Here is a 13,885-nt window from a genome sequence, read left to right as displayed (position 1 = left end):
GTGGGCGTGTCTTACTGGCTGAGGATGACCTTCATCGCTTTCTCCTGGGCGGCATTGCCGAAGATTTCATATGCCTGAAGGATGTCATTCAAGGCAAAGCGATGAGTGATCAACTGGCTGGCGTCGATCTTGCCGGCTTGCACGGTCTTGATCAGCATCGGCGTGGTGTTGGTGTTAACGAGCCCCGTGGAGATGTTGATGTTCTGAATCCATAGCTTCTCCAGGTGCAACTCCACGCTCTTGCCGTGTACCCCAACATTAGCAATATTGCCGCCGGGCGCGATCACCGACTGACAGGTATCGAACGAAGCCGGAATACCCACCGCCTCAATCGCGACGTCCACACCGACGCCATCGGTCAATTCAAAGATACGCTCGATGGCGTTTTCGGTCTTGATGTCGATCACGTGGGTGGCACCAAAACGCTGTGCCACCTCAAGGCGATTGCTATCACCGTCGACCATGATCAGCGTAGCCGGTGAATAAAATTGAGCCGTCAACAATGCAGCCATGCCCACTGGGCCTGCCCCGACAATCACCACGCTGTCGCCAGGCTTGACCTTGCCGGCAAGCACGCCGATTTCAAACCCGGTCGGCAAGATATCGCTGAGCATCACCAGGGCTTCCTCATCGGCACCGGCGGGAATCGGATAAAGACTGTTGTCGGCGTGTGGAATGCGAACGTATTCCGCCTGAGTTCCATCGATCATATGGCCAAGAATCCAACCACCGTCCGCGCAGTGGGAATACATCTGGCGGCGGCAATTGGCACAACTGCCACAAGAGGTGACGCAGGAAATCAGCACATGGTCGCCGGGCTTGAAATTACGTACGGCCGAACCTACCGTCTCGACAATGCCCACCCCTTCATGGCCAAGCGTTCGGCCCGGCGTTACCGCAGGGACATCGCCCTTGAGAATGTGCAAGTCAGTGCCACATATCGTCGTGTGCAGCAGGCGAATAATGGCGTCAGTAGGTTTATCGATGAGCGGGGTAGGTTTGTCAGTCCAGACTTTAACGCCAGGGCCTTGATAGACGAGGGCTTTCACAATGTCTTCCTTTATCCGATGGGCCATCAGTATGGGACGCACGTGCTGGACCGGTGGCCTTCTTCGAGGCGCTGATTATTCCCTGCCCCGCAAAGTAAAGGCCGGACCGATTAAATCATCGACCGTTGAATAAATCAAAGGGTTACCAACCCGGCACGCCCTCTCGGATCCGCAGGGAAAAAGCCGTGTCCGATTCGGACTTCGCCCGCTCGGTGATGCGACCGGCATCACGCAACGCCTGAAGCGAATAACCTGGCTGCAAGCCTCCAACATCGTAAACGTAGCCCGGCAGGTAACCGGTCAGAAGCAAACGGTAGTCCATCGGCAAGCCTGCGACGATGGTGTTCATCATGTCGAAGACAATGCTGGTGCAATTGGCAGTCACGGTATTGTAGAAGCGCGGGTGATTCAGCAAATCATTGGTTTGTTCAACGTACGACAACAACAAGGCCTTGCGCTGAGGGGCTGACAACGCAACGCGATAGAGATAATCGTCCTCCCCGCGCACATTGGTCCTGACCCGCAGCGCGTCACGTTCGTCAGTCGCTAGAATGCTGACTTCATACTGTTTGAAAAAACCGGCGATCGCAGAATAACTCTCGCCCTTCTCTTTTCGGGTTTCGACGCTGAATAACAAAAATCGACCGTCATCGAAACCGAACGACACCATGATGTGAGCGATAGCGGGCATTCCCCAGTACGAAGTGATCACGTCCACCGAAGCCAGGTGATCCAGGTCGTACTCACGTGCCTCCCAACGGATCTGGTAATTGTCATCCGTTTGCCACTCGAAGTTGCGCACATTGCTCATGGTGAGCGTGTTGCCATTGAGTTTGCCGGAGGTCATTCGCGCAACGTCATCTGCCCAGATTCGCTCGTTCGACGGTATGAACGTGCTCCACCAAACGCCAATACTGGCCAGCAGTACGACGTAACCGAGAACGGCGCGCAACGGCCGTGCGCTCCACGTCAGTACGACCAAACCGACGCCGCATAGACACCAGACGAAGATCAAGGCGTTACAGGCCCACGACGGCAGTGCAAGTCGATAACTCAGCGCTAATGTACCCCAGGCGAGAAAGCCCCCGCCTGCCAGGGTCGCCAGGCTGCGCAGCAGTATGCCGATAAGCTTGCGTGCAACGCTCATTTTCGAACCCCCACCGGCTCTTGCAGGTTTTGAAGATGCTGCTGAAGAATACGCCGGATCTCGATAATTGCCTCGGGGGTATCCTGAACGCTATGCCCCGAGGGCACTATCTTTTCCGATTGGGCGCCCGCCAGATGGCTGCTGCTGTAGGGCACCACACCGTCATCGGACAGGGTCAGTGCCAGAGAGGGCGTGTGGTTACCGATGATGCTGTGATATTGCACCCCAGGTGAGATGGGCAAGTCTGCAACCGCCATTACGAATGGATCGCGGTCACTCAAGTTATCGATGCTGTTCAGCGGCCGGGCCATGGCCGCAGAGGATGCGCTACCAGGCACCACCAGCAATTGCGCGAGCTGCTTGAACCGGTCAAGCACCGACACCGGTAACTGCACAAGCCCTGCAGCCCATCGCGAAATGCGGTTCTCGGCAAATGGCGTCCCTCGGTGCGGTGCGGCGACGAAAATCGCGCGGCTGACCTGCGGCAAAGGGGTGAATTGCAAAAACGGGTCGAGGTTGCTGTGCGCGGCCGCTAATTGTTGGTCATTCATTTTGTACTTGGAGAGCAAGGCATCCCCTACCCCCGTGCCCGACGTCGACACCATAAGACGGGACAGAACACCGCCCATGCTATGGCCTACCAGGACCACATCGTGACTGGCCCGTGCGGTTTGATCGGGATCGAAATGCTGCAGCGTCTGCTCAATGACATTACGGATCGTGGCGTTGTTCAGCGCCAAAGGCAGGTTGGTCGGATAATACAACTGCCAGACCTGATAATTGCGCCGCAGGTTTTCATCACCGAGCACTTCATTGGCAACGTTGATCCACGCCTCGGGACTGCTTGCCAGGCCGTGCAACATGATCACGACATGGCGGTCGGGGTCGTAGGGCTGCAACAGGTATAGATGAGGCTTTTTCAGGACCTCCCCCTTGCCCACCAGCGTGAGCAATGACTGGCGGGCAAACCCGGAGCGCGCAAGCCACAAACCATAGCCCGAGGTGAAATTAGCCGCCAACGGCGTTTCGTTGCCGGCAAGCTTCACAGCGTCCTGCCGGTACGGGTCATAGGCCAGCAGCTCGACCTCGTCGGTGGTCAAGACTTGCTCAAGGGTTTGACCGGGAAAGCGAGCGACGGCGGTCAGGGCCGGAAAAGGCGTCTCGCTCCAGGGCTGTTCGTCACTGTCGCTGTTCACCACCTTTTTCGCGGTGACCGCCACCAGTTCGGCTCCGACCCCGTCACGGCGATACTGATTGCGCAGCCCGGCAAATGACAGGGACGAGGCCGGAATTAGTCCCTGAGGCAAGGAACGCTCGTTGGCCAGACGTACATTTTCCATTCGCCCGAACACCGTCCAGCGACCTGCGCGCAGTCGGAAATTCCCCTGGTCGTCTTCGGCCTTCGGCGGATGCCCCCGATACCGTTCGAACAACTCGCTGAGCGCTTGCTGAACGGAGAAGTTGTAGTAATCGCGGACCTGAGACTGACGATCCTCCAATGCTCTCTGACTGGGTGTTCTTGCGGTCATGAACAGATAGGCATAGGCATAACGCGCGCTTTCCAGAAATGCGTCGGTACGCCGTTCGGCACTTAACGAGCTGTGTGCATGTTGGGCCTCTTGTAGCCACAATTCAGACAGCGTGGCAAGACGCTGTTCCTCACCCAAGCCAGTGTTATTACGCACCTGTTCACGGCAGTCTTGTGGGGCCTCGTCGCAGTGTTTTTCTTCGACACCAGCAACTTGCAAAGCGGTGCGCGCTGCCGCGCTGAGCTGCCCTGACGTCAGCACGTCGCCACGCCGAAGCGAGAGATAATCGCGATTATCGATGGTGTTGACCTTAACCCCGGCACAACCACCCGCAGCCATCACGAGTAAGACCAACATGGCGCCCGGCCAAACGCGAGCCGAACCCTTCAAATGATGCAACGACACAAAAAAACCCTTACTGGTGAAAACGACAATCCGAGTGTCTGCTCTGCTTGGGTAAACGTAGCTATCACGCCATCTGGCTGATCGTTTTGCGAAAGCGCGAAAGCGAAATCGCAAACAACACCGAGCCGATGATGAGTAACGTCACGAATGTTGGCCACACCACCATCACCCCTGCCCCGCGATAAAGAATCGCCTGACTGAGCTCAACGAAATGGGTGGTAGGCGCTATCAGCATGATGTTCTGGACGAGTTCGGGCATGCTCTCGCGTGGCGTGCTGCCGCCTGAGAGCATTTGGAGCGGCAGCAGTACCAAAATCATCAACATGCCGAACTGAGGCATGCTTCGCGCCAGTGTCGCCAGAAATATGCCTATGGACGTAGTCGCGAACAGATGCAACGCGGCCCCGGCCAGGAATAATAGGATGGAGCCCTCGATCGGCACATGCAGCACGCCCTGCACGATGAATATCAACGACAGCGCAGCGGCGGTAAGTACCACCAGGCCCATCGACCAGACTTTGGCCAACATGATTTCCCGAGGTGTCACCGGCATGACCAACAGATGTTCGATGGTGCCGTGTTCACGCTCACGAATCAGCGCTGCGCCGGTCAGGACAATGGACAACATGGTGACGTTGTCGATGATCTGCATCAACGCGCCAAACCAGGCGTGTTCAAGAGAAGGATTGAACCGCATGCGGGTGACCAACTCCACAGGCAGGGCCTGAGCCCCGCGGTATCGCTGCACGAACTCGGTGATTTCGCCATTGATCATTTGCTGGATATAACCGCTGCCAGTGAAGGCCTGGGACATGCGGGTCGCATCCACGTTGAGTTGGATTTCCGTCTCCCGGTTCGCCAGCACATCGCGTTGGAAGTTTGGCGGGATAGTGAGCGTGAACGTGTAGTCACCTGCGTCCAGGCCGGCATCAACCTGCTCCAGGGAGATCATCACCGGCGTAGTAAACTGCGGTGGAAAAAAAGCCGAGGCAATGCGTCCGGATAATGGCGATTGGTCTTCATCGACGATGGCTATGGGTGCCATGTGCAGCACGTCCGGCTGAGCAGTTGCGGCGGTGTAGACCGAAAAGGTAAAGGTGTAGATGATCAACACCAGCATCGTCGGATCCCGGGCCAGGCTCCACAGCTCCTTGATTCCCAGCCGGTAGACATTCTTGAGCGACTGCATGTCAGCGATCCTGTTTCTTGAGCAGGGCAACCGTCAGCATCAGAATCAACGGCACGGCGACCAGCAGCGGCCAGAACTCGTTATGCAGGTCATCGAAACCCAGGGATTTACCGAATACGCCGCGACTGATATTGAGCATGTGCGTCGCCGGATAGACTTCACCCACGAATCTGGCCGCGCCCTCCAGCGACGACACCGGGTTGAGCAGTCCGGCCAACTGGATAGCCGGGATCATGGTGCCAATCATGGTGAAGAACATCGCAGCGATCTGGCTGCTGGTCAGTGTCGAGGCCAGCAAGCCGATCCCGGTGGCGATGACGTTATAAATCAACGCGGCCAGCAGCAGAGTCATGAAGCTGCCTTTGACGGGCACATCGAACAGCGTGACCGCCATCAATGTCATCAGCAGAAAGTTGATCATCGCCAATGCCACATACGGCAGCTGCTTACCCACCAAGAATTCGGTTCGCGTCACCGGCGTGACATATAAATTGATGATCGATCCCAGCTCTTTTTCCCGGACGACCGACAGCGCCGTAAGCATGGCGGGCAGCATAAGCAGCAACAGCGGAATGATGGCCGGGACCATGGCGGGCAGGCTTTTGACATCCGGGTTATAGCGAAACCGGGTCTGGATGCTGAACGAACTGTCGCTAACCGCTGTGCCCAGGCGATGCAAGGCCTGATCCTGCAGCCATGTCTGGTGCATGCCCTGTACATAGCCCAGTATCGTCTCGGCCCTGGACGGCATCGCGCCGTCAATCCACGCCGCAATCTGCACCGGTGCTCCCCTCTGCAGATCGCGCCCGAAACCTGGCGGTATCTCGATGGCCAACGTGATCTTCGAACTGCGCATGCGCTGGTCCAGATCCTGATAGTCGGCCAACGGCAGCATCTCCTTGAAATACCGCGAGCCGGAAAGGTTGAGCGCATAGTTGCGGCTCAGTTCGGTCTGGTCATGGTCCAGCACGGCATAACTGAGGTTTTCCACATCCATACTCAGACCGAAACCCATCACCAGCATCAACACCAGTGACCCTATCAGGGCCAGCGTCGCACGCACGGGATCACGTTGCAGTTCCAATGCTTCGCGCCACAGGTAGCTGAACATGCGATTGACGCTGAAACTCGGCTGACCCGCGGAATTGGACGGCTTGAGATTGACCGCAGGTGAAGGGGCCTTCGCCGGCTCTTCTTCCGACTTGCCTGCTGCCTCTTGCAAGTAAGCGATGAAGGCCTGCTCCAGTGAGCTGGCTCCACGCTGCTCAACGATATTGCCAGGCGTATCGCTGACCAGCACCTTGCCCGCGTGCATTAACGAAATGCGATCGCAACGTTCAGCCTCGTTCATGAAGTGGGTGGAAATGAAGATGGTCACGCGATCGCGCCGGGACAGCTCGATCAGCAGGTTCCAGAAGCCGTCGCGCGCAATCGGGTCGACGCCTGAAGTCGGCTCATCGAGAATCAGCAACTCGGGCCGATGAACCGTCGCAACCGCCAGAGACAGGCGCTGGCGGATCCCCAGCGGCAGACTTTCTGGAAGACTGCCCAGCACCTCGCCGAGGCTGAAGCGTTCGGCAAGCTCGTTGATCCGCGGGCCGATCTGCTCTTCAGGCATTTGGAACAGCTGCGCGTGAAGTACCAGGTTTTGCCGAACGGTAAGCTCGCTATAGAGCGAAAACGCCTGCGACATATAACCGACTCTACGTCGTGTACCGATGTCGTCGGGGTCGACTTCGCGTCCAAACAGACTTGCCGTGCCCTCACTGGCCGGCAACAGCCCCGTCAGCAACTTCATGGTGGTGGATTTACCGCAGCCGTTGGAGCCAAGAAAACCAAAGATTTCGCCGCGGCGAATACGGAAACTGACATGATCCACCGCCACGAAATCACCGAAGCGAATGGTGAGATCCCGGGCTTCAATAGCGATCTCGGGTTCAGCGACGTTCTCCAACGGTTCGATATGCACCGGTTGGTGACCGCGACGCTTTTCCTCCGGCAGCAAGGCGATAAACGCCGCTTCCAGATCCCGGGATTGGGTACTGGCCAGCAATTGCTCGGGCGAACCGGTCGCCAACACCGTGCCGGCGTCCATCGCGACCAGCCAGTCAAAGCGCTGCGCCTCATCCATGTATGCGGTGGCAACAATGACGCTCATTCCTGCCCGTTGCTGCCTTATGCTACCGATCAGGTCCCAAAACTGGGCCCGCGCCAGAGGATCCACGCCGGTGGTAGGTTCGTCCAGAATCAGCAGATCAGGGTCATGAATCAACGCGCAGCACAGGCCCAGCTTCTGTTTCATGCCGCCTGACAACTTGCCGGCTGGACGGGTGAGGAATGAGTACAGCCCTGTGCTGCGGGTCAGGTCATCAATACGGCGACGGCGCTCCGCGGCGTCATGGCCAAACAGGCGGGCGAAAAATTGCAGGTTTTCTTCGACCGAAAGCGTCGGGTAGAGATTCTTGCCCAATCCCTGTGGCATATAGGCAATACGTGGGCAGACCCGATTGCGATGGGCAACCTGGCGCATATCGCCGCCCAGCACGCTGACCTGGCCCTGCTGTATCGCCTTGGCTCCCGCCAGAAGCGACAGAAGGCTGGATTTACCGACACCGTCCGGGCCGATGAGCCCGACCATTCGGCCTGCGGGAATATCCAGAGTAATGTTGGCTAATGCCTGGGTCTTACCGTAGGTCAGCACTACGTCCCTGACGCTGGCGACGCCAGGCAACGGATCGCCTTGGGGTTCGTCCGTCATTTAGAAACTTTCACAGCCAGTTCAACTGGCCAGTCGGCTTGCGGGTCAAGCTTGACCCAGGCCACACCGGGCAGACCGGTCTTGATCTGTGTGAGGTTGCGCAGTAAAAGGTCCCGATCGATCTGCGCCTTGACACGAAACATCAGCTTCTGACGTTCGCTGGCCGTTTCAACGGTCTTCGGGGTGAATTGTGCAACGCTAGCGACGAACGAGACCTTCGCCGGTATGACGTACTGAGGTGCGGCATCGAGAATGATGCGGATATCGCTGCCCAGCGCGACCCGCCCTGCCACACTTTCCGGGAGAAAAAACGTCAGGTACACGTCGGAAAGATCGACCAGGTTGAGTACCTTGCCGCCCGCCGCCAACACTTCGCCCGGCTGAGCGACGCGGTACTGAACGCGCCCGGCGCGTGGCGCGACCAGCTGGCTATCGGTGATGTCGGCCTCTATTCGAGCAATCGTGGCCAGGCTCGCCGTCACCGCCGATTGCGCGCCCACGACCTCGGCTTGAGCAGCCTCAATATTGGCTTGAGCCGCTGCCACCTGAGCCTGAGCCGCCTTCAGTGTCGCCTCGGCGCTTCGTACGTTCGCTCGGTCATCGTCATATTGCTGAGTCGACAAAGCGCCTTCACGGGACAACATTTCGGAACGTTTCAGTCGGCGCTTCATGGCGTCAAGTTCGCTTTCGCGTTGAGCGATCAGCGCCTCGGCAGCCAATTTGTCGCTTCGACGTACCAATACCTGTGCCTTGGTGCCCAACACGGTGTTGATCGCCTGCTGATGCTGAGCGACAGCCTCGTCACGCTGAGCCGTAAGCGTCTGGATTTGCATGCTTGCCAACATCTGTCCGCGTTCGACGAAGTCACCCTCCTGCACCAGGATGTCATCCACACGACCCGCAAGTTTTGCCGAGACATCCACTTCGGTGGCCTCGATACGCCCGTTCCCGCTGACAAACCCATCGCCAAACCCGACAGGGTTCAAGGCCTTCCACATAAACCAGCCTGCAACCAACACAACGACGACGCCCAGGGGCACTAACAGCTTATTGCCAGGTACTTTCATGAATAACGACCTTAGTCCTTGGGCTTTACGTTCAATTCAGGCGTTCGGCAGCCATAGCGAAGTGGCCTGGTCTGCGCTTGTGCGGCGTACAAAGCGACTCGGCTGCAATGCATGGGAATAGGTCCGCCCACTGAATCCCCTAGCGAGTTCAAAAGTGTTCGATTCGCGCAACGGCAACGCGCAAGTCTCAAGCAATATCCGTTTCCAGCTGCAACGAGCGAATGTGGCTGCGAATTCAGGTCGGGAGTTGGCTGCCCCTGAAACGACAGCGGGTCAGCCTCGTTTCGGGCCCTCAACAGTGAGACGCCCCCACGATCCGGTGCTAGGATTAGCCCACCATGAAAATTAATTCATCGAGCGTTGATTAAAGCGTCGCTTCGACGCACATGTCAACCAATCCGTCTAGATCAGGTATATCCACCGAATGCCCAACGAGCTCACCAAACGCCGAGGCAGGCCGCCCAAAGCCGACGAGGTCAAACCCGATGCCATTCTGCGGGCGGCATTGACGTGCTTTGCAACGCACGGTTTCGAAGGTGCCAGCCTGCGGCGTATCGCTACCGCGGCGGACGTCGACGCGGCCTTGATCGCGCATCGCCATGGCGCAAAGCTGGATCTGTGGAAAGCAGTCGTGGATGACATAGCAAGTAAATTTGTCCTGGAACTGAGTCGATCACGAAGTCCCGCCGAATTCGCCGATGGAACGTCCATGGACCGACTTCAGCTTGCGATTGACCAGATGATCGACTTTTCAGCAGATGCACCGGAAATGTCGATGTTCGTCATAAAGGAAATCGCCCAGAGGGATGAAAGATTCCACTACGTCTATGAGCGCCTCATCAGGCCCGCACAAGAGGTCTTGCTGCCAACCGTTGAGCTCGCAATCGCTGATGGCTTTCTTGAAAACGTTGATCCCGAGCTGTTTTTCTATAATGTCTCCGGTGCTATTGCCCTGACAGTTTCGATGCGCTCTTTGGTCGGACAGCTCGACGGTAATGCATTCAGCTCTGAACATTTTTTGCCCGGCATGAAATCGCTATGGAGATCACTTCTTCAGCGGGAAATTTGAATACGCAAGCTGCATGTGCAACCTAATCGTCGGTCATCACAGGCGACACACTCAGGCGTTTACGCCGTCAATGCAACGGCGTGCATTCGGTTCTTCCGAGCCGTGAGACAGGAGAAATAGTTCAACACGCGTAACCGCCCTTTACCAAGCTAGTGACACGCACCGGAGAGGCTTTATGGCGCTGGAAAAAAGTATCGAAAAGCTGCGCATGGACCTGGATGAGCTGGCATTCGACCTGAGCATTACCTGGTCGAGTTTGAACGACATGATCTGGCGGCTAATGGACAATGATCTATGGCTGCTCAGCCGCAATCCTTGCCTGGTGCTATCCAGTGTCAGTGACGATCACATTGAGGGGTTGCTGCGACAGCCGACGTTTCGTGCGCATTTGCAGCCGCTTTCGCAGACCCGCTACGACGAATTGAACACGCCAGGCTGGTTTCACCAAAGCCATCGGCAAGAACAAGCCTGCTGCATCGCGTACTTTTCCATGGAGTTCATGCTCAGCGATGCACTGCCCATTTATTCCGGCGGGTTGGGAAACGTGGCCGGGGATCAGCTCAAGGCGGCCAGCGATCTAGGCGTGCCGGTCACGGCGGTAGGCATGCTCTGGCAGCACGGTTACTTTCGTCAGGAGTTCGACAGCCAGGGACATCAGCAAGCGTTGTACCCGGTCAATGACACCCGACAGATGCCCGTAAGGCCGTTGCTCGATGGCAGCGGAAACCCGGTGCGGCTGGCCTGCCATTTCCCCGGTTGGACCATCTGGTTACGTGGATGGCAAGTCAATGTCGGACGTAACCGCCTGCTGTTGATCGACACCAATGACCCGGCCAATCCGCCGCCAGTGCGCTTGATCGCCGGCGAACTCTATGGCGGCGATCTGGAAATGCGTCTGCGCCAGGAACTGGTTCTCGGCATTGGCGGCTGGCGTCTGCTGGAGGCCGCCGGCGTCGAACCGGACGTGCTGCACCTTAACGATGGCCATGCCGCATTTGCAGTGCTGGAGCGTGCGCTCAGCTATCAGCGCAAACACAATGTCGACTTCGAGGTAGCCCTGACAGCCACTCGTGCAGGCAACCTGTTCACCACCCATACGCCGGTCACCGCCGGCTTTGATCGTTTTCCGCCAGCGCTGATCGAAAAGTACCTGGGCCATTACATCCAGCAGGAGCTGGCACAGCCCGTGGCACGAGTGATCAGTCTTGGTCAGGAACAGCCCGGAGTGCCTGATTCGCCATTTAACATGGCTTGGCTTGCCAGTCGTGCCGCGGGGGCGATCAATGCAGTGAGCGAACTGCATGGCGCCACCAGCCGACGCATCTTCGAACCGCTGTATCCGCGTTGGCCAGCGGCGGAGGTACCCATCGGCCATGTCACGAACGGCATTCATCTGGCGACCTGGATAGGCGCCGATGCACTGGAGGCCTGGAAACACTGGCATAAGGGACAACCCAGCGGGGGTGAACCGGAACTGAGCGCCGAGCAGGCGCTGAGCAGCTTCAGTGATCAGGACCTCTGGAATATCCGCCGCCGGGCCCGGAGTGCATTGCTGGACTATAGCCGTGATCATCTGGCTCGTCAGCGAGCGATTCATGGAGCATCGCTGCAACAGATCGACGCGTGTCAGCAGTGGTTCGACCCCGATGTTCTGACCTTGGGTTTTGCCCGCCGCTTCGCCACCTACAAACGCCCCAACCTGTTGCTGCATGATCCACAACGCTTGCTCAATCTGATCCAACATTCACGATGGCCGGTCCAGTTGCTGGTAGCAGGCAAGGCGCATCCTGCAGATCTGCAGGGCCAGGCAATGCTCGCTCAATGGCATGCCTTCATTCGCGACACCGACAGCCAGGGGCGCATCGCCTTTCTCGACGATTACGATATGCGTGTGGCACAGCATCTGGTAAGCGGTGTGGACGTCTGGATTAACACCCCAAGGCGTCCATGGGAGGCCAGCGGCACCAGCGGCATGAAGATCCTGGCCAATGGGGGTCTGAACCTGTCGCAACTGGACGGTTGGTGGGCAGAAGCCTATGAGCCAGGGCTGGGTTGGGCCATTGGCGATGGTAGCGAGGAGCCCGAAGCCGATCCGGGTGCAGATGCCAGGGACGCTGAACAGCTATATCAACTGCTGGAAAACGAGATCATTCCGACCTTCTATGAGCACGACGCCGATGGACTGCCTCGGCGCTGGATCCAGCACATCCGCAGTAGCATGAGCAATCTGGTGCAGGAATACTCCGCCGACCGGGCGGTACGCGAGTACACCGAGCGCTACTATCTGCCAGGCGCCCTCCGCTACCGTGAGCGGACGAAAGAGCGTAGTGCCGTGGCGAACCTGTTGAGAGATCGACTCACGTCCCTGGATGAACATTGGGACGAGATTAAGATACTCGACACTCGGATCACCCGCGGGCCGGCACTGACGTACAAGGTGGAAGTGGCAATCGATACTGGCGCTCTACCCGTAAATGCTCTATGCGTACAGTTGTATGCGGAGCAACGCGGTCATGCGCCCGCGCAAGTGCTGGACATGACGCTCAAACCGGCCGATGAGCATGCCCAGACGCGGCTCTACGTTGTGGAGGCGCGCGGTGACCGGGAGATAGAAGACTTCACTGTCCGCATCATTCCCGGCAGCGAATATGGCCTGGCGGTGCCATTGGAAAGTCAACGGGTTCACTGGGCAAGCTGACACCAGGCAACGACGCGGTACTGCAGTTCTCCGAGAAGGCCCGACCGAAGCACGAATCGTTGGATTACGGTTTCCGCCGATGGTCTTCTATTCACCGTATGCCTGTACGGGACAATCCACCTTCCGGGATTGCGGCACACATCAGACTCACGACGGCATTCGGTACACCCATGTTTTGGGCGCACATCTACCCAGTTACTTTATGAAGTCCTTCCAGGGCTTTCAGGTAAGCGGTCAGAGCTCTCGGAAGCTCTTCAATCAAGATACGCCTGGACAACGCATTATTTTCCTGCGCGATCTGAAAGGCGCCCATGGGCAGCCCTATCAATGCCAGGACGTAAGTTTGGCGTGCCTCGGCAGTCACATCTGGCAATCGGATCTGAAGCACCCGTGCGTAGATGCCTTCGATCCGCAGGCGCAGATCAGGGTTACTCAAACGATAAGTGCCATCGAGCGGAAAGATTAATGAAACCAGGTCCCGATGCTGCTCGGTATAGCGCAGGATCGGAACGATCAGTCGAGCGATAACGCCCTCTACGCTTTCGTCGACCCAGACACTGTCGTCGATGGCCATCAATTCGTCCGTAATGACCGCCAGCGACTGTATATGGCGTTCACCCAACGCTTCCAGCACTCGCTGCTTGTCTGAAAAGAAATGATAGAGCGAGCCAATCGATGTTCCAGCTTCTCGGGCAATGCCATGCATCGTCACCTGGGCGGCACCTTCGAGCAGGATCAAACGGGCGCAAGCGTCCAATATCGCCGATACCCGCTCGCGGCCGCGGGCTTGCTGAGGGGGACGGGATGAAGAGGGTTTCTTGTCAGTCATGGGAGAGATACATGATTTGGCCGTCCATTATGACCGATTTGATATCGTCGTAAAATGAACTAATACTCGACTCACCCGTCTAGTATCCCGCAAACTGAACGGCACCTTCGCCCATAACGGTTTATCGAGATTACTGCGCTTGGCT

Annotated in this window: 9 protein-coding genes; 2 read left to right on the top strand and 7 right to left on the bottom strand. The window is 57.5% G+C overall.

All coding sequences use genetic code 11. The features are described from left to right. Positions 1-11: 11 nt before the first annotated feature. The 6 genes from K5E40_RS26615 to K5E40_RS26590 all read right to left on the bottom strand — a co-directional run bounded on the left by K5E40_RS26615 (position 12) and on the right by K5E40_RS26590 (position 9,144). Positions 12-1,049 (bottom strand): zinc-dependent alcohol dehydrogenase family protein, encoded by a 1,038-nt coding sequence (locus tag K5E40_RS26615; RefSeq protein ID WP_060765593.1) that lies wholly within the window; start codon positions 1,047-1,049, stop codon positions 12-14. Positions 1,050-1,191: 142 nt separating this feature from the next. Next, entirely contained in the window at positions 1,192-2,196 is a 1,005-nt protein-coding gene (locus K5E40_RS26610) for a DUF4105 domain-containing protein (protein ID WP_060765594.1), read from the bottom strand. Beyond that, positions 2,193-4,082: a triacylglycerol lipase gene (locus K5E40_RS26605; RefSeq protein WP_221733341.1), complete on the bottom strand. Its 1,890-nt coding sequence runs from the start codon at positions 4,080-4,082 to the stop codon at positions 2,193-2,195. The genes K5E40_RS26610 and K5E40_RS26605 overlap by 4 nt, the downstream gene beginning before the upstream one ends. A gap of 112 nt (positions 4,083-4,194) precedes the next feature. Further along, on the bottom strand, positions 4,195-5,319 hold the full coding sequence (locus tag K5E40_RS26600; RefSeq protein ID WP_060765595.1) for an ABC transporter permease: 1,125 nt from the start codon (positions 5,317-5,319) through the stop codon (positions 4,195-4,197). 1 nt (position 5,320) lies between these two features. Continuing rightward, positions 5,321-8,077, bottom strand: a complete 2,757-nt coding sequence (gene rbbA, locus K5E40_RS26595; protein ID WP_060765596.1) for a ribosome-associated ATPase/putative transporter RbbA — start codon at positions 8,075-8,077, stop codon at positions 5,321-5,323. Beyond that, on the bottom strand, positions 8,074-9,144 hold the full coding sequence (locus K5E40_RS26590; RefSeq protein WP_060765597.1) for an HlyD family secretion protein: 1,071 nt from the start codon (positions 9,142-9,144) through the stop codon (positions 8,074-8,076). The genes rbbA and K5E40_RS26590 overlap by 4 nt, the downstream gene beginning before the upstream one ends. 424 nt (positions 9,145-9,568) lie before the next feature. On the opposite strand from K5E40_RS26590, the gene K5E40_RS26585 reads away from it, so the two are divergent. Together K5E40_RS26585 and glgP are read left to right on the top strand one after the other, a co-directional pair. Beyond that, positions 9,569-10,213, top strand: a complete 645-nt coding sequence (locus tag K5E40_RS26585) for a TetR/AcrR family transcriptional regulator (RefSeq protein ID WP_221733340.1) — start codon at positions 9,569-9,571, stop codon at positions 10,211-10,213. 175 nt (positions 10,214-10,388) lie between these two features. Beyond that, positions 10,389-12,911, top strand: a complete 2,523-nt coding sequence (gene glgP, locus K5E40_RS26580) for an alpha-glucan family phosphorylase (RefSeq protein WP_184316118.1) — start codon at positions 10,389-10,391, stop codon at positions 12,909-12,911. A gap of 187 nt (positions 12,912-13,098) precedes the next feature. Here the strand turns inward: glgP and K5E40_RS26575 are convergent, their stop codons facing one another. Further along, positions 13,099-13,740, bottom strand: coding sequence for a TetR/AcrR family transcriptional regulator (locus K5E40_RS26575; RefSeq protein ID WP_060765600.1), 642 nt, complete (start codon positions 13,738-13,740; stop codon positions 13,099-13,101). Positions 13,741-13,885: the final 145 nt, after the last annotated feature.

This window comes from Pseudomonas baetica (assembly GCF_019733355.1).
Classification (GTDB): domain Bacteria; phylum Pseudomonadota; class Gammaproteobacteria; order Pseudomonadales; family Pseudomonadaceae; genus Aquipseudomonas; species Aquipseudomonas baetica_A.
The sequence above is the reverse complement of the archived record's forward strand: the minus strand, read 5'-3'. Positions and strand labels throughout refer to the sequence as shown.